The organism is Streptococcus urinalis 2285-97, assembly GCF_000188055.2.
In the GTDB taxonomy this organism is placed as follows: Bacteria; Bacillota; Bacilli; order Lactobacillales; family Streptococcaceae; genus Streptococcus; species Streptococcus urinalis.
This window is the reverse complement of record NZ_AEUZ02000001.1, coordinates 791,207-808,032: the sequence shown is the minus strand read 5'-3', so window position 1 is coordinate 808,032 and position 16,826 is coordinate 791,207. Positions and strand designations below refer to the sequence as shown.

The 16,826-nt window shown below is 31.2% G+C and carries 24 protein-coding genes and 2 pseudogenes; 1 reads left to right on the top strand and 25 read right to left on the bottom strand.

Features of this window, described 5'->3' with window-relative positions:
- Positions 1–21 precede the first annotated feature (21 nt).
- The 8 genes from mobP2 to STRUR_RS04115 form a co-directional block, all read right to left on the bottom strand.
- Positions 22–2,382, bottom strand: coding sequence for a MobP2 family relaxase (mobP2, locus tag STRUR_RS04150; RefSeq protein WP_006739082.1), 2,361 nt, complete (start codon positions 2,380–2,382; stop codon positions 22–24).
- 30 nt (positions 2,383–2,412) lie between these two features.
- The gene (locus STRUR_RS04145; protein ID WP_006739020.1) at positions 2,413–2,880 is read right to left on the bottom strand and encodes a hypothetical protein; all 468 of its coding nucleotides are present in this window, start codon (positions 2,878–2,880) and stop codon (positions 2,413–2,415) included.
- 10 nt (positions 2,881–2,890) lie between these two features.
- Positions 2,891–3,679 carry a DNA/RNA non-specific endonuclease gene (locus STRUR_RS04140; RefSeq protein WP_006739932.1) on the bottom strand — a complete coding sequence of 263 codons (789 nt, stop codon included), beginning with the start codon at positions 3,677–3,679 and terminating at the stop codon, positions 2,891–2,893.
- Positions 3,679–4,029, bottom strand: coding sequence for a hypothetical protein (locus STRUR_RS04135; RefSeq protein ID WP_006740261.1), 351 nt, complete (start codon positions 4,027–4,029; stop codon positions 3,679–3,681). Before STRUR_RS04135 ends, STRUR_RS04140 begins: the two co-directional genes overlap by 1 nt.
- Positions 4,022–4,357, bottom strand: coding sequence for a hypothetical protein (locus tag STRUR_RS04130; RefSeq protein WP_006738888.1), 336 nt, complete (start codon positions 4,355–4,357; stop codon positions 4,022–4,024). Before STRUR_RS04130 ends, STRUR_RS04135 begins: the two co-directional genes overlap by 8 nt.
- Positions 4,358–4,815: 458 nt before the next feature.
- Positions 4,816–5,082, bottom strand: coding sequence for a hypothetical protein (locus tag STRUR_RS04125; RefSeq protein WP_006738445.1), 267 nt, complete (start codon positions 5,080–5,082; stop codon positions 4,816–4,818).
- 127 nt (positions 5,083–5,209) lie between these two features.
- Positions 5,210–6,040, bottom strand: a complete 831-nt coding sequence (locus STRUR_RS04120) for a hypothetical protein (protein ID WP_006739064.1) — start codon at positions 6,038–6,040, stop codon at positions 5,210–5,212.
- Between the two features lie 133 nt (positions 6,041–6,173).
- Positions 6,174–7,175, bottom strand: a complete 1,002-nt coding sequence (locus STRUR_RS04115; RefSeq protein ID WP_006738590.1) for a hypothetical protein — start codon at positions 7,173–7,175, stop codon at positions 6,174–6,176.
- 71 nt (positions 7,176–7,246) lie between these two features.
- Here STRUR_RS04115 and STRUR_RS04110 point away from each other — a divergent pair, with 71 nt between their 5' ends.
- Positions 7,247–8,158, top strand: a complete 912-nt coding sequence (locus tag STRUR_RS04110; protein ID WP_006739856.1) for a hypothetical protein — start codon at positions 7,247–7,249, stop codon at positions 8,156–8,158.
- Here STRUR_RS04110 and STRUR_RS04105 read toward each other — a convergent pair.
- The 17 genes and pseudogenes from STRUR_RS04105 to STRUR_RS04035 all read right to left on the bottom strand — a co-directional run bounded on the left by STRUR_RS04105 (position 8,134) and on the right by STRUR_RS04035 (position 16,821).
- Positions 8,134–8,487: a hypothetical protein gene (locus STRUR_RS04105; RefSeq protein WP_006739176.1), complete on the bottom strand. Its 354-nt coding sequence runs from the start codon at positions 8,485–8,487 to the stop codon at positions 8,134–8,136. The two genes, STRUR_RS04110 and STRUR_RS04105, sit on opposite strands and share 25 nt — an antisense overlap.
- 350 nt (positions 8,488–8,837) lie before the next feature.
- Positions 8,838–9,062, bottom strand: a pseudogene (locus tag STRUR_RS11620) (DUF3850 domain-containing protein); the annotation flags it as partial.
- A gap of 27 nt (positions 9,063–9,089) precedes the next feature.
- Positions 9,090–9,320 (bottom strand): hypothetical protein, encoded by a 231-nt coding sequence (locus tag STRUR_RS04095; RefSeq protein ID WP_006738792.1) that lies wholly within the window; start codon positions 9,318–9,320, stop codon positions 9,090–9,092.
- Entirely contained in the window at positions 9,298–9,726 is a 429-nt protein-coding gene (locus tag STRUR_RS04090; RefSeq protein WP_006738442.1) for a hypothetical protein, read from the bottom strand. The genes STRUR_RS04095 and STRUR_RS04090 overlap by 23 nt, the downstream gene beginning before the upstream one ends.
- 4 nt (positions 9,727–9,730) lie before the next feature.
- A complete protein-coding gene (locus tag STRUR_RS04085) occupies positions 9,731–10,135 on the bottom strand; it encodes a hypothetical protein (protein ID WP_006739199.1) in 405 nt (134 codons plus the stop codon).
- 12 nt (positions 10,136–10,147) lie between these two features.
- Positions 10,148–10,351, bottom strand: a complete 204-nt coding sequence (locus STRUR_RS04080; RefSeq protein ID WP_006739692.1) for a hypothetical protein — start codon at positions 10,349–10,351, stop codon at positions 10,148–10,150.
- Positions 10,352–10,452: 101 nt separating this feature from the next.
- On the bottom strand, positions 10,453–11,943 hold the full coding sequence (locus STRUR_RS04075; RefSeq protein WP_196792562.1) for a primase C-terminal domain-containing protein: 1,491 nt from the start codon (positions 11,941–11,943) through the stop codon (positions 10,453–10,455).
- Positions 11,944–11,958: 15 nt separating this feature from the next.
- Entirely contained in the window at positions 11,959–12,459 is a 501-nt protein-coding gene (locus STRUR_RS04070; RefSeq protein ID WP_196792561.1) for a modification methylase Sau96I, read from the bottom strand.
- A gap of 30 nt (positions 12,460–12,489) precedes the next feature.
- A complete protein-coding gene (locus tag STRUR_RS12010) occupies positions 12,490–12,618 on the bottom strand; it encodes a hypothetical protein (RefSeq protein ID WP_265092863.1) in 129 nt (42 codons plus the stop codon).
- Positions 12,619–13,006: 388 nt separating this feature from the next.
- A complete protein-coding gene (locus STRUR_RS04065) occupies positions 13,007–13,207 on the bottom strand; it encodes a CsbD family protein (protein ID WP_006739006.1) in 201 nt (66 codons plus the stop codon).
- Positions 13,208–13,302: 95 nt separating this feature from the next.
- Positions 13,303–13,494 carry a hypothetical protein gene (locus STRUR_RS04060; RefSeq protein WP_006739501.1) on the bottom strand — a complete coding sequence of 64 codons (192 nt, stop codon included), beginning with the start codon at positions 13,492–13,494 and terminating at the stop codon, positions 13,303–13,305.
- 963 nt (positions 13,495–14,457) lie between these two features.
- Positions 14,458–15,048, bottom strand: a pseudogene (locus STRUR_RS04055) (GH25 family lysozyme); the annotation flags it as partial.
- A 14-nt stretch (positions 15,049–15,062) separates the two neighbouring features.
- Positions 15,063–15,488, bottom strand: a complete 426-nt coding sequence (locus tag STRUR_RS04050) for a phage holin, LLH family (protein WP_006739702.1) — start codon at positions 15,486–15,488, stop codon at positions 15,063–15,065.
- Positions 15,485–15,823 (bottom strand): hypothetical protein, encoded by a 339-nt coding sequence (locus STRUR_RS04045; RefSeq protein ID WP_006739276.1) that lies wholly within the window; start codon positions 15,821–15,823, stop codon positions 15,485–15,487. The genes STRUR_RS04050 and STRUR_RS04045 overlap by 4 nt, the downstream gene beginning before the upstream one ends.
- Positions 15,804–16,196 carry a hypothetical protein gene (locus STRUR_RS04040; RefSeq protein WP_006738805.1) on the bottom strand — a complete coding sequence of 131 codons (393 nt, stop codon included), beginning with the start codon at positions 16,194–16,196 and terminating at the stop codon, positions 15,804–15,806. Before STRUR_RS04040 ends, STRUR_RS04045 begins: the two co-directional genes overlap by 20 nt.
- A 39-nt stretch (positions 16,197–16,235) precedes the next feature.
- Entirely contained in the window at positions 16,236–16,388 is a 153-nt protein-coding gene (locus STRUR_RS11110; protein ID WP_006740476.1) for a CD1375 family protein, read from the bottom strand.
- A gap of 22 nt (positions 16,389–16,410) precedes the next feature.
- Entirely contained in the window at positions 16,411–16,821 is a 411-nt protein-coding gene (locus STRUR_RS04035; RefSeq protein ID WP_006740034.1) for a DUF1366 domain-containing protein, read from the bottom strand.
- Between the last annotated feature and the right edge of the window lie 5 nt (positions 16,822–16,826).

The following is a 16,826-nucleotide window of genomic DNA, read 5'->3' as shown; positions in this document are numbered from 1 at the left end:
TTGCTTTCTTCTTACCTAAAACTATAGTCCTAATCCTCTTTCCTCCCTCTCAGCTCTTTCATCGCTTCTAATACGTTCTTCAAGAGCTTTTTTATTGCTTCTTCCTGCGCCTCTTAGAACACTAGATAACCCTTTCATAAAATCATTACTGGGCTTAAATGGGACTTTTTCAGTCTGAAGTATTTGTTTTTGTTGGCGATTCTGTGACAATTGTTTAGATACGCTTTGCGCTATCTGGTTTTGACTTTCTTTATCAGGAGGATTTAGCTTTTTATATAATTCTTTTAGTTCTTTAAAGTGAATTGCATTCTGCTGTTTTAGCAACTCACCTGATTGATTATTAGACGATTGCTCAATTAAGTGATTATTATGATAAATCGTATTCTTTAATTTAAAAATAGTAATTTGATTTCTCAGTTCTTCAATATAGTTACTTTTAGAAACTTCAAAACCTTTTACATATGTCAAAATAGTTTCATCCTTTAAGCTTTCTAATGACTTCATTTCCTTTAATAATTGATTTATGGGTTTTTGAACACTGATGTCATCTGATTTTTTTATTGGATATTGTACACAATTGACATATTTATCACTTAGTTCTTTTTTCTCATTTAGTTCTACTTGGGTCAATTGATAATTGGGCTTTAACTGTAATTCAGTTAGTTTTAGTCTTTCTGTCACTTCTTCTTTTTTGACAGTTAGAAAAGCTTTATCACTATCAATTGGTTGGACAGAATTTAGTAACTGGGAAGTGACTAATAGCATAGCACGTTCATCTTCAATACCTCTTAATTTCAAAGCAAAGCGATAGGTCCCTAATTCCTGTCGCTCTTTTTGATTAGGATTTTCTTTCTTCTTTGCAGCATCCACTAATTGACGTAGTTCATTTGTACTGAGTATTGATAAATCTTTTAAATTTAATTGCTTATTAGCTATATCATTATATACCTGGCTAATATCATAGAATGGTTTTAATGTGTAACTAACTTCTCCAATACCATTTCCATATTTATCATAAGATTCATACACTGGTTTAGAAATCAGTATTGGCTTAATATCCTTTGAAACTTTAAAGCCCAATTTTTGCCATCCCGAAGCATCCTTTATCACGCTTGCATCTGGACATTGTGATAATATTTTTTCTTGATTTTTGAAAGAAAACTGATCCAAATTTTTTTTCAGCTGAATTGATTGAAAATGCGGGCCCTCTTCTTTAAACTTTGATAGTATTTTATTTCCTAATCGCTCTCTCAACTCATTAATACGTTTGTTTAATAATTTATCTAAGTCATATCCTTGGGAAGATTCTTCAGAACGTATAGCTTGGCCATTAACATATCGTAACTTATCAAATTTTTGTCCTTTAATTCCTGAATAGGCTGCATCATATGTTTTTAAAAAAGTTACTGTTTCAGATAGATAGTTATCAAATTCAGCTTTTCCCTCATTCATAAGATAAGAATCAATATATCTATTAATAAAGAATTTACTAACCGCAAAATCTTTCGCATTTGATTTATATGATACTCGGTGATTTGGTAAATGATTGAAGGCCTGTTCCAAAAAATTTTTTTCAGCTGAAGTGATTGTTTGACTATGATCTAGCACATTATTTAAGAGATCTGTTTTTATATTTGAAAGAATTTGTTCTTGCCTTAAAATAATTGATCTTGTTTCTTCATTGATCAAACCATTATATATTTCACTTTTAAATTTTTGAATAGATTTTTGGGAGAAGTTCCCCTTATATTCCATCCGTCCTCGAGGAGCGTAAAATATTTTTTCTCTGTCTGATTTAATTTCAGACAAACCAATATGAACATGAATGTTATCTGTATTAAGATGAATGTTTCCCCACCAGAAAGCTGATTCAGATAATCCTTCTTTCTCAATCATTTTTGGCATTGCATCTCTAATCACATTTTTTATTGCTTGTTGGTCAACTTGACCAGTAGCTTTATCATACAGACCTTGACTTTCTAAAAAAGAATTATCAAAAGAAATAACACCCTGCCATAAAAGAGAATTATTCTTATAAGCTTCTTCTAAATTCTGCTTTAATTCAGAAATCTTTCCTCTTTGAAGATAGTTAGATTCTTGGTTAAAGATCGCCGTCACATCTTCATTTTGTTTTTCAGTAGCATATGATCTATTCATGTAATCAATATATTCTTTGAAGTTTAGTTTTTGTTCTGGTACCGTTTCTTGAATTGAAACGAGTTGTTCTTCAGTGATATCCTCAAATGTTTTTTGATCTTTCGTTAAAGCTAACTCATTATTAATTGAAACAGCTTCTGAACGATTGGTATAATCCACGTAACCGCTGTTAGCTTCTGTGTACTGTAACATAAAAGTTATTCCAGGACTTGTTTGTTCACTCAATGTTATCTCCTTCTAATTGATAACTAAATACTAATGATAATGTTTTTGAGTTTGACCTCTTGCAATATCTGCTTTAATAATATCTTCAATACGAGCAATTAATTCATGTTGTTGAGGATCAATTTTTGAATGAATAGATTCTAAATCTTGAATGTCAAATTGTGTTCCTTTTGAGATTGCATGGAAATTTGTTAGCTCTAAATATTGAAGTAAATCTATTTGTTTTTGAAATGATTTAAGTGTTGACTCCATTCTATTTAGATAATCAAATTGTCCCTTTTGATATTGACCAAGTAACTCAAAGTAATTTTTCGACTCATTTCCCTTGATAAATAGGTCATAAAAAGTAGAAATAATTAGATTAATAATTTGTGAATGATTACGTTCCTGTTTAAATGTCATTTGGCTTGACTTTAAAAATTCTGTAATCTCAGCTAACTGATATATTGTTTCATCAGTTAAATAAACATGTCTTCTATTGCGAATTTCTTGGGCCATTTTTTCTCCTTTAATTTTCCTTTACGGAATGTCCTGTTAAATAATTTATTTTGTATCCTGGTTGTACATTAAAAATATAAATATCAAACGATATCTGATTATCTTCCACACTTTGGGCCTCGATACGAATGCCTCTTGCAACCATCTCAACATTTTTAAATAGTGGTGAAACACGATATCTCACATGATGATTTGTCAATCTGATATAGTGAGCCACCATATTTTCATAGTAGACCATTGATGATTTTTCATCTTCAAAGTTTGCGTTTAAATTTTGAGTTCCTGTCATTAAATTTTTAGGATTAGAATTTTCTCCCGTTAATTGATAACCAATGAGATGACATCTATTAAATAGATAGCCATCTTTTCCATTAATAATTATTTTTTTATTCCTAAACCCTGTAGGTGTTACAGTGAGTCTTTCATCTCTCTGAACAGTCGGCATTATTTCTTTACCCAACATCGCATTTGCGACCTGTACACGATTTAAATAATCAAGAGGTGAGAAACTTTGCCATGAATTTTTACTAAGTGACAGTTCTTCTGGTGTAAATTGAGCATGGTCATTTACTTGAATAACTTGTTGTCCTTCAAATTTTTTATTAACCAACTCTTGATTTATTTTTTTATTTTCTGGACTGAGTATTATTATTTTTTCTTCAGTTGAATTACTTATACCAATCTGACTAGCAAAATCATTATGTGTAAATACTGATACAAGAAATTGTCTACTTCTTGGTTGAACAAAAATAATTGACAAAAAAATAATCATTACAGTAAAAAATTTATTTTTCTTCATCATAGCTCTCCTGCATTTCTTTCTGCAGCTAACGCATCGATATCATCCATAAAATGAAGCCAATTAGTTGTCAATTCTTCAACAATAATTTGTTTATTTTTTAAAGCCAGTTGATTTATTTCAATTCGCTTTTGATTATTTAATATTTCTTTTTGTTGTTCAACTATTTTTTCTAAAGTCTCAGCAAATTTATTTTGATACAAGTTTAAACCGTCATTAATAACAATATTTTCTATTTGAGAAAGCATAAATTCATTAAAGCTTGTAAAATGGTAATCATTTGATTTCATATGAAGTTGATGGAAAGATGATTCAGGAACATTTCGAATCAGGATGTTTTTTTTACTCATCTTCTATCTCTCCTTCATACTCCAACCACATTGAGATTTTATCAGCATAGCTATCCATTTGTTTTTCAAATTCTTGAAGTTGTCTAACTTGTTTTTCAGTTTGTTTTAAAATAAAGTTCGAGGATTGATTTATATTTTCCAAGTATGTAATATATAAATGTTCTGCTCTATTTAATTTTCCAACCTCTATTTTTTCTCGACAAATTGAAACTAAGAATTGGTTTAGAGAAGAAAACTTATTTTTCTTTGCAAGTAATTTTAAAAATTCGACTTCCTGTTTTTCGAGACCACGAATTTTTAGTTCCACATTATTATTTATATTTACCATTTGAAGATTTCTCCATTTTCTAAAATGTAGCACAATAAAAATGCACCCTTCTTTTTTCTTTTCACGAGGAAAAAGCAAAAAGAAGCAAAAAATAAAACCTAAACCTCGCAACAGTACGAAAATAAATTTTCTATTTTTGCGGTTTTTTTAACTCATAAACACTAATCGATATAGACTATTGTCTAATCTGTGTTTAAAGTCAAAAAAGAGCATAAGGGAAACCGATATCCCTAGTCGGGATATGTTGATAGTATCAACGTTTCCAGTGTCCCCAATTTTCTCGGCATAGCCTACCTATGACACACAAGGTGTGTCAGTATAGCACACCCCTAAAAAGAGGTTAGAGCACACTTTTTTTATCCCTCTTTTCATATAGCACATCTTTTAATTGATTTATAGCACACTATTTTTTAGGATAAAAGTTGGAATTTTTATCAATTTAAGATCAATTCAAAATATTATTGATCGCTTTTATCACTCAAATGAACTTCAGCTGGGAAATTTTTTGACTCATTTTTTAGTGTAGCAATTTCTTGTTTTATTGAAGATAAAACTTCTTTATGGGTAATTGTCTTATTCATTTTTCGCTTGAGTTGAAAATATGCTTGACCAATTTTTTGAAAGCTTTCTTCCTCAGCTTTTTTCCTTTCCTCTTCAAGTAGTGCTACTTTTGCTTTTGCAGTTTCAAGATCCGCATCAATTTTTGATAAATCTTTTCTTGCCATTAGTGTTCTCCTTTTTCTAAAATATAGAACCATTATAAGTGATAAATTTTTATTTGGTGTTAAGGGGTAACTTTAGTTTTTCGGTAAAAAATGAACTTCTAGTAGTATTCTCTAGAAGTTCATTTTTTTATTTGATATTAAATTTTTTACGTAATTTAAGAGAAAGTTTAGAGGCATAATAAAAAGTAGCATCAGAATAATTTGTAGAAAGTTTTATCAATCGATGTCCAAAATAGTGCAAACCAAGAGGATAAAGTTGAAAATCTAAATTTATTTTTTGATAACTCCTATTGTAAATTATTTCTCGTTCTATTTTTGTTATATCAAAAGGAATTTTATTAAAGTAAACTTCTTCTAAATGTACTTCATCTAATCTAACAAACTCATGATAGGTATTTTGAACGGCATTTAGATTAATCTTTTTTAAGCGCTCATTAACATCTTGAATCTTAAAATCATTATAGACATTATCTTCTGGCATTCGAGGATCACTTGGTTTGCGAATACCTAAATACGATTTATTTAGAACTTTTTTATAAAGATAATGGTGTAAAAGTTTTGTACTTAAGAAACTGACTAGTATATAAATAATTGCAAAAACACTTGTTAATTGAAGGGCTTTATTCACCAAAGGGACAGTAAGTTGTTGTTCTAATGCAGAGGTAAAAAAAATATTTAACAATAATATTTCAAATATTTTTTTTAATGATTTATACTCTCTACCTGGTCTAATTTTTAAAAGTTCTATTACCAAAAGAATGAAAAATATTCCATGAATAAAATGAATTGAATCACTCGTCCGAGCAGCACGACCACAAAGACCAGCGATGCAAATCATTAATAGAATTAAAAAGGTCCATCTAGACAAAAATTTTATGAGCCAATTAAAAAAAATTAGTAATGATAATTGAATTCCTTTTTTATCCTCAGGAATAATCTTTTTTAGTTTAGTTTTCATTTTCAATTCTCCTATGTATTGTAATAATTATTATAATTAAAATAGCAATTAGATATAGTACAGTTAGACCAAGTATTCCCAATAATTTGATAAGCAAAACATATAAAACGTTTTCCATAATTTAACTTAACTCTTAATTCTTTTGAATGGTTACTATTGAACTAGAGAATTCAAAAGTACCATTTTTAACAGCAGCCTCTTTCTTTTTAAGAGACTTAATTTTTTCTTTTACTTTTTCTATATTCTGATTAGCAGTATCAATGGATTGGTTTTTTGACTCCATATTAGAATTGATTGACTCTATATCATTTTGATTCTGAACAAGGTCATCACCTGATAAATATTTAGCCTCATTATTAAGATTTATTTTTGTGCTCTCATCATCAGCAATTGAATTTTTTAGTTTAATAATCGAATTGTTTAGCTTGGTTTTTTGACTTTTTTGAAATTTGAGTTCCTGTTTAATCTCAGATAAAGTAAACTGTTCTCGTGTGGTATTCTTAATTACTTTAGATTTTAATTCTGGATTCTCCTTAGCTATAAAAAACTGAACTGTACTAGTTGGAGAACTTTGAGCTGATTTGTTACTCCTAGCTGAGGATGGAGTCGTATCTAAATCTACATCAACATCTTTAACAACTACTGTTTTATTTTTGATATCGATAGCAAAAGCTTCAAAATCTTTTGGTACATTATGTATGATAACCGATATTTTTTTATCAATGATTGGTACGACGTCCATAGTAGCGTTTAGTGACTTCTGTTTTGAGTAGAGCTTCCATTCTAGTCTATTAGTATCAATTCCACGATCAATATTGGAAGTAGCATCATTCGTTTCAAACTGAAGAACAATAATTCCAGTCTCTGGAGAATAGAGCTGACTAATCAAATTAATTTCACCAGATTCATTTGAAAATATTTGCTTCGTTTTTAATTGATCTGGTGAATAAGTTTTCCTTTCCGGAGATAATATCGCTGAAAGTAAGAGACCAATCCACACCGTCATTAAAAGGCTAAAAATGATGAGTTTTCTTTTTATAACATTCTCTTGAAACCAAGAAACAATCCGTTGAATGAATTGGCCAAGTGGACCATTTGTTATGGTCAAAAAAATCTTTTCTATTTTTTCTATCATGTTAATTACACGCTTTCTATAAATAATAAATTAGTGGTAAAATAAAGTAACTACAAGAAGAGGTTCTATATATGAAACACGACCATGCATATTCGAAACATTTCAAAGATGACATATCACCCCAAGAGGCCTATGCCTACTTCCATAAGCGTCCTCTTGATTCAGATGAATTCAGGTGTAATAAAAACTGTGACGTGCCCGTAACCTTAGTCAATGTAAGAAGCTCTCCAGATAAATGGAAGGTTCCTCCATACTTTAAATATCGGAGTGGATATGATGGCAAGCACACCACCTCATGCCCAAATATTTCTAAAATAACTAAAGTTATAAAACGCTCTACTAAGAAAAAAAATACGCATACTTATAAACCTTCTGAAGACTTAATTATCAATTTATCTTCAAGTAACCCAACATCTTATGAAGAAGTTGGAACTTCTCAGAAGAACTATTCAACTGGGAAAAACAGTCAGACATATCAATCTGATTTTGAGTTTCCAACAGTTAAACACCGTTCTACTCGTCTTTCAAAATTATCGTCAACCGTTAACCACTTTCTCTCACATCCAAAAGATATCGTTAATTTCAACGGTACAACTGGACCACTAGATTCTTTCTTTTATGAATTGCGTCACGGACATTACAAGCTATCTTTTGAGGAGAAAATCCATCATGGTAAAGCTAGTGCTAAAAAAGTAAGAAACAAAAATGGTCAACTTTTGATTTTGTTAGAATTTGAACAAAAATGTCAACTTGATGATGCCTATTTTGAGAAACCTGCAGTGTTTATCAATGCGGATGTTTTAAAAGAAAATATCCAGCAACATCAAAAATTATTAAAACATTGTCAATCTGGTGAGCCCTTCCATCTCTATATTTGGGGAAAATTTTTCGTCACTTCAAATTTAAAAATCCGTCTCTTAAAAGGAGAGACCCCCGACAGTAATCTTTTAAATAAATTCTATTTAAAAGATTGGTCCGAATAATAGGCCTCTCTTAATTTTTTAAAGTAGCTTTCCCAAATCTCGTAATCATCATTAAATATAAATCTCTTATGATACGGTGTTCCAAGAGAAACCATAATGAAATCATCCACGGACATCCCTAAGAATCCTTCTAACTCTTCAGCTACAGATACTAATGAATCTGCATGGACAATCCATGCTTTTTCTTGATTCAAAATAAGGAAGTTCTTTTCCTCTCCTGGGGTGATAAAATCATCTGGATAGCCTTTTCCAATTATTTCTGTCGCTTTATAAGGGGGGACTTTACCGAAGTTTGCGAAGTATTTTGCATCTAATTCTATTATTCCCATTATTGCTCCGTTCTAATTCTTCTTTCTAATTCACTTTCAATCTGCTCAAAGTCTTGCTTGATTTGTTTTATGTATACTTTATCTGAGCTTGCTTTATCTACTGACACCTCAGACAATCTAAACTTAAACTTTTGCATAGATAAATCAAACAAATTTACTGCTACTTCTTTACTTGCAATACCTTTTATAATAGTTCCAAAAGCAGTTTTTAACAGCCTTATTTCAAATTCTTTAGCTAGATTATCAACTTCTAACTCTGTATTTTTTGTTGATAACACTCTGTTTTTTCTTTTAAGGATATCAAAGGCTCTTTCTCGTTCAATTTCACTTGACTCTCTCTTAGCCAACTCTAAAATCACATAGCCATCTTTTAAACCGGTAAAGTCCGATAAAACATAGGTTATTTTTCTAACTATGCATCGATCCGTATATCCTTGTTTTGGATCATATTCTCTCAATAATAATTCATCGCCAACCTTAAAATCTCTATCGTTATAGCGACATTCAAAATTTTTGATACCACTTTTTACCGCTTCAAAATACTGAGGATAACATTTCAGCATATGTTGTCTCATTTGTTTTTCTCCCATTTTTAAATCCTCCTAAAGAGCATCCATCTTCTCTGGAGCGAGTTCCAACGTTAACCATAAAGCTTCATTTTCTGAAATATGACTTAGATGTCCCCCTTCATCGTTAAAACGGTGCAAGGTATAGGTACCATCAGGAAGTTTACCTAAGACAACCATTCCCTCAGTTATTTCCGCACGCCATAATTCATCGTCAGATAGAAAAGCTGTTTCTGCCCACCTACTAATCTTCTTTTTTTGAGTCATTGAAGGCCTCCTTAATCTTTGCTTGGTTTGGTCCAATATGTCCGTTCTCATCCTTATGTGCATACTGGTAAACTTTTGCAAAATTATCCCTGACAACAATGATTGAAAAAGCCTTTTCAATACTGTATTTTTCAACTATTTTTTTACCAGATTTTGAGTCCACATCAACAAAGAATGTTGTAATAGGGCTCTTTTTCTTTGCCTTTAAAATAGATGTTTTACTACTTTCACAATATGGGCAGCCTTTCTTGTAACACACAATATTGTAGTTTTTTGACATAAGCACATTCAAATAATCATCTTGTGTCAGCTGATAATCATAATTTTGGCCCAGTTTCAAATAACTCACAAAGCCTAGGATAACCAGCAAGACTCCTATTCCAAAAACAAATATTTTACGTCTCATTTTTTCACTCCTCAATAAAATCAAAAATACTACTCTGAACAAAATGAATTTCTGATTGCTTCTTCACTTCTTCAGTCATCAACTTACACGTCGACATCAACCTACTAAACATCAAAGGATCAAATGAAGGATAAATTTGAACAATTGGCAGAAAAGGAATATGCTCTTCTTTTTCTGTTTTCAAAAACTCCTGGACTTCCTTATCATTTTTTATCAAACCATCTATCCTAATTAATGCAGGAAGTGTTGTTATAACTGAGTTATTCTGATAAAACGTTAAACACACGTCTCCTGCTAGTACTAAGTCAAAATCAGGATGATCAGAATCAATTTTAAAATAGTTAACCTCAGGTTCCTGGCCAAGCCCAGTTAAGTAAAACCCTCTAATAATATAATATTGTTTTCCCATATTCTTCTTCTCCTAGCTCACTTGATGAAAACGATAAGGTGCTGCATAGTATGGTGGATAATTTGTATACTTCTTTGTTTTAGAAACTGGCATAACCAAGTGACAATGGCGTTGCAAATATTGACAGGCTAGTCCTTGACTCTCAAATACAATTAAATGGCCATTTTCATCACTTAGGTAATCTCCTGTTTCAAAGCTAAAAATAATATATTTCATTTTCAAAACTCCTTTTGTTATTAAAATATTTAGTAGTACAATACTAAGAACCTAGTCTAGTATCATAGATATAATGTAATGGCAGTTGACGGGTTTTAATTTTATCCAACATCGCTCTCAAATAATGACAATTGTTTCCTTTGTTTAATTTCATTCTTCATCCTTTCTATTACTTTATAGATATAAGACTTAGGCTCTTCAAAAAAAGTGGCCATATTACTAAAAAACTGTTCTTGACGCTTTTTTCTTACCTGCATAATTGAGATAAATATTGCTTTTACGGAAGCTAATCTTATGCCTCCTTTTCTCCCACTTTTTGTCGTTAAGAAAATCTTTTGTTCTGTCTTAAGTGCTTTTAAAACTCGATCTAGCGATCTCTCAGGGATCGATAATTGCTCTCTAAGAGCCTTTTTTGTCGTCTGAAGAAAAGGATCAGCATCATGATCAAAACCTTCAAGATAGGCCATAATATCAGCTTTCCATTCATGGTGGTGACTATTTTGTCGTACTGACCTTGGTTTTTTGAATTTAGTCCAACCTTGTCTAATAAACAAATCATTGCTAGTAAGGTTTTTATCTACCCATGCTTTACATAATAGTTTTATATATTCTCTACTAGCTGCTTCATATTTTTCTGAATAAGCACTTTGGATTATCTTTTGAAACTCTTGATTTGATAATGGCTCATCTAAATGATTATTAAAATCACTCAGTGCATCCTCACAGCCTATCTGACTAACCCCTGATGAATAATTGGCCAAAGCCAAAGTGAAAAGAATACTATTTCTTCCCATCAATGCTTTAGCCCCTTTTATGTTTGATTCATTCATCAATAGTTTATACCAGGGCTCATCAATTTGTTTTTTTCCTTGAGTACCTGCAATGATTGAAAGGTTAGCTTTTTTATTGGGATAATTACCTTGTCTGCTTGACCAATCAATCCAGTCTGAAAATGAATAACAATAGGACTCTTCAAAAAACTCAATATTATCAGTTCTCGGAATTCTAGCAATTCCAAAGTGGTTGCATCCCATATCGACAGGTAATAATTGTTCTTTAAAATACTTTCTCAAGTTATCTGAAATAAGTTTTGCCGTTGAAATAGCTTTAAACTGTGTGTGAGATGAGACATATACTGCCGTTTCAAGTACAAAGTATGCCTGGTAGCCTTTATCTGTTCTTAAAATCATCGTTGGCATAAAGCCTAAATCAATTGAGGCAGTTAAAATGTCTCCCGAATTAATGTTTTCGCCTTCAGGCGGATTATCAAAGTCGACGTAGAAACAATTAATCTGACGAAGGTTTTTCTCAGCATGACCTCGAGTATATAAACGTCGAGCATCACTATAGGTCCCGTATCGATAAACATTAGGTGTCCAGTGAGTAAACTGAGTGTCGTTCTCTTTCAGTGCTTCAACTGAAGTAATAACAACACCTTTAGCACTGATCATATTTTCTTTTGATCGATAGGCGAAAATAGAACCTTTATTTCCTTCCTCTTGATAATCAAGAGGTTTAAGATGACTATTTTTAAATTTATATTCTCGTAGTCCATCTTTTATAACTAGACTAAAAATTTTATTTAGATTCATATTTTCTTTCTTCATTTATAGCTTCAATCCCGAATTTTTTGGTAAATAATCCTTAGAATCATAGTAACCATTCTTTAAGTCATCTTTGAATAATACAACTATCTTATGGCTTGAAATATGATCCCTTCTGTTCCACTGATTTCTTAAACGCTTCACAGATAGTGATACACGTTTTTCAATTTCAGGAAATTTAAAGCCAAGCTTCAAATAGGTATGTACGATTTCATTGAGATACTCTTTATTTTCTGCTCTTCTTGCTCTGGAGCTAATAATGATCTCCTCTTCTACTTCTTCCCTCAAACTTTTTTGATACTCAATAAATAAGCTACGCATTTCCTCAATTTTATTCTGCCAATGCAGTGAATAGGGTTGGTCAGAATATTTGTTTTTCAAGTGCCTAACAGGCTCTTTAAATTTCATCTGATAGATATCAAACTCTCCAAGATCTGTTAGAGGATCAATAAATCCCATTGGTTCACTATTAATCAATTGTTCATATAAATTATTTTTCTTCATAGCTAATACCATTTTTGAAAAGAAATGAAATTAAATAGTTTCAAACAATGTTAATTGTTCATTAACGATTTCATCAACTGGAGTACAATCATGTCTGATTACTTGAAAAATTTCAAGGGTATCGATGTCCAATACAATTTCAATATTTTCCATGTTCACTTTACCTTTCTAAGTTTTTAAGCGAACAAAAAGAGAACAGATTTCTCTGTTCTCCTTAATGTACTTTTCTATTCTAAAAACTCTTACCACTTACTTTTAAACGTTATTCATATAGTAGAAAGTTCAAAATAGTTTCATTTTTAATCCATTCTGCCCCTTTTTTGCACCCTTTTTATTTTCCATTATAACCGACCAATCACAAAAAGCATGTAAAAATTGGAATGCTAAAAATAGAGAACATCGTAATTATTTAACTAAGAGGTCTAGTGCCCGAAGTTTTATTAACAATAATGCTACACATGAAGACTTATTAGAATTAAAACAATTGATAGAAAATAGACTTTAAAAACAGAAAAAAACCACCCTCAATCAAGAGAGCGATTTTCTTTTATTTCATTTTATCCTTTATGCTATCAATAGCACCTTCTACGATTTCTTTAGCATCGTCAACTAACTCTTTACCTTTTCCAATAACTTTACCAGCTGTTCCTTCAGCTTCTAATTCTTTATCGCCAGTTAATTTGCCAACGCCTTCTTTGACACTACCTTTTAATTGATCTGCTTTTGCTTCAAATTTTTCTTCTGACATCTTGATGACCTCCTGTTTTTTATTTATGATAGCACATATATATACCTAATGCAAATAAAAATGACCGCTCGGGTATTATCCCAAGCGGTGATTTTTTATCTACGTAAGCCATCAATTAATTTATTGACAGTTGCATCATCTAATGTTGATGCTTGTTTTTTGCCTTGAAATGCGTCGAATGTTTTTGTTGACACCTGAATGTGTTTAACGCCTGCATTCCAAAAAGCAATAGGATCCTTTGCTTCTAGTATCGTTGTACATGAATCCTGTATTTTTTTATTTCTCATAGTTATTTCCTCACTTTATTTATAATACAATAGATTTGCTATTTTTTCAAAGTCCGTTTAAATGGAAAATATTGAAAAAGTCTATTTTAACGGACAATAAAAAATACCCCCACAATTAAGTGAGGGGTTTTATAATAGTTTAAATTAACTTTATTTATTTCTAATATTCATATATAATATACATTAACATTAAGTCCGATGGATTTCATGCTCTAGAGCTAACTAGTTAAATAGCAAAAAAATAAAAAAGGAGGGTACTGAATGGTCGAATACCTTCTTACGCTTTTAGGACAGTTTATAGTTGCTGTTTTAGCAGGCGTAGTGCTATCTCATTTAAAAAAATGAAATAACGCTAAATAATCTAGTTTGAGTTAGGTCTGCAAGCCTAACTCCTTTTTTATATACAAAAAAAGCGTAATCTGCAAATTACGCTTTTAAAAGTAGGATACTGAATCCTTCATAAAATAATCTAGTTTTTTCTGTCTAAATAAGACAGACGGAAGTCATACAAACAACGGAGAAATAAACAATAGTAACAGTTTTTTTATCGTTATTTGTATCTTTATCTTATGTTATTATTTACTTTTTGTCAAGAGTTTTTTGTTTTTTTATAATTTTACTGAACCACTCTTTATCCTCCTATACTAAAAAAAGCCCCACAATTAAGCGGGGTTTTATTAATTAAAATTTTAAATCAAAAAGTGTTAAGCATCTAAACATATCCGCTGGTCCACCTTTAAATTCTTCTATTTTCTTAGTTTTTAATAACCAGTTGCGTTCATCTGATGTACCAACATAACGAATTTTTGCTCGTGATGGAATGATTAGGAATGTCGCTCCTTTTCCAAATTTTTTAAAGTCGTTATTGACTGAACCTAAATCACTATTTGCTGTAAATACAAACATATCTTCATCCTCCGTATAATCTTCAATTTTTACTGTTGTTTTTGGTGCTGTATGCACATTATCATCAATTAAAACTACATTTTTATCAAGTCCACCACTAATGCCAGTTGATGTGAATTGCCACCATCTTATCCCGTCAAGAGCTGGAAAAATTGACCAAACAGGATCTGGGGTGACATTATAGCTTGGATATGCAGCCATCCATAAACTATCTGGATATTTAGTTAGTATTTGTTGATAAGCTACGTTAGCTAGTGTGTAAGGCTTATAAGAATAGTAAATAGGTTGATAGCCATAAGATTTACACGTATCCATAAAAGCTATAATAGCATTTGTATTAGCTTGCATGTTAGCACTGGCACTATCTTCATAATCACATACAATGTAGTTAACTTTTTTATTTCCAACATTGTTAAGGCAATGTGTAGCTTCTGCGATTGCTTGATTTACATTACCGCCAAAACGTGCGAAGTGATAATACCCAATAGGATTTGAAGTGCTAGCTTGGGCATCTTTATATGGTGATACCCAGCCAGTTCCCTCTGTTACTTTGATAATTGTGTTTGATGTTCCCGAAGCTTGTGTTGTATAGCCTAAATCAGCTGGTTGATAAGCTGACACATCAATAAAATATTCATTAGCTTTCAATTAATTCACCTCCACTAATTAGATGGTGCAGTTGCTAAAATGCTTTCTAATTTTGCTTGTTGTTCTGCTGATAGTTCTGTTGTTTTAACTTCTTCTTCAACTTCTACTGACTTAATTTTTTCTGCTTTTGAAGTTTTATCTAACTTGCTAACTGCAGATTCAATCAAGTCACTTAATTGTGTATCAGTTACTTTTAAATTAAGCGGGCTTTTATTAATGTAACTAGCTAGTTTTTCTAAAGCCAATTTCTTTTTATCTCCACCAGCTAAATTTGCATTTTGTTCAAGTGTTTGTACAACACGTAAAGCGTAACTTTCTAAAACTTTTATACGTTTATCTGTCGTATGTGCTTGTAATAATTTTATTCCTTGAATAATGATAGGTGCAAGCATTCCTACGATTACAGCTAAGTCAATAATGTTCTCAATAATACTATTCATTGTTTTAATTTCTCCTTCAAGTATTTCACTTCTGCTATTGAATCTCTCAATTTATTTCTTAAGTCGTCATTTTCTTTTTCCAGTCTCTCAATTTTTGCTTCGTAGTCTTCTTTCATTTCTTTCATATCGTTTTTTAAAATAGCGACATCTTGAGTCAATCTCGTTATTTCTTTTTGCATGTTATCAAATAGCAATTGATTTCCGTCAATATAAATCTTTTCAGTTCCACTTTGGACTTCTTCGTGTTTTCCTCTAAATGTCCAGAATGCACCAGCGATTGTGCCAACTCCAGTAATTAAAGCTGTGACTACTTGTCTAATGAAGTCTTTGTCCATAGTCACCCCTTAATGCTTGTCCAAAGCCAATTAAAACCATTGCAAAAGATAATAGAAAAGTTGCTGATTGTGACCCATGTAAAAAACGATAAAACAAAGATACTGCTGTTATTGCCCAAACGATATTTAGAGCCATCAATCCTAGTAAGCGAATACTTTTATTTTTTAAGATTTGACCTAATAATTTCACAGAAGCAAAAATGATTAAACACAAACCAGTAATAACTGGATCAAATAATTGACTTGGTAAACTGTGTATACGCTCTAATGACAATTTGTGAAAAATGAACGGCTGCAATAACATGATAATAGCAAAAGCATAAGAAATGATTATCATTGTTAAAGCATACCAGTCTTTAACAATATAATTCATTATTTTGCTTTTCTTATGTTGCTTCATAAGTAAGCCTTTCTAATCTTCTTTGGTTAGTTGATTAACCAATTCCATATTATCAGCACCAACAATAAGAATAATTTGTTCTTTAATTTTTGGTTTTAGAATTGCTGGGATTGGTTTCCAAGGGTAGTTATTATAAACGACATTTAAAGCAAATAACATAATCATAATTAATTTTCCTCTTTCTAGTTTATTGTGTAAGTTTTGTAAAATCTTCATCATTGATGAGACCTTTCGTATAGAGTAAGGTAAGTAAATCCAAAATCGTTTTTTGAGCAACTGCAGATTGCGTTCTTTGACTTGTCATTTGAGTTGTCATTTCTTCAATTTTTTTATTTGCTTTTTCAATAGTTGCATCAACTTCTGCGATCTTAGAACCAAATAAATTAAATTTTTCATTTTCAGCACGTTGTGGAAAATTCTCTTCATAAATTTTTTCAAGTGCTAAATTTAGTAGCTTAGTGTTACTTAAATTGATTTTTTCGGCATTTAAAAAGACGGGGAACAATGCGCCGTCTGTGTTTCCTAAAATAACTTTAGTGGAACTAGGTTGTCCCGTTTCATCAAATTCTTGTAATTTCCTTATGAATGTAAGTTTCATAGTTG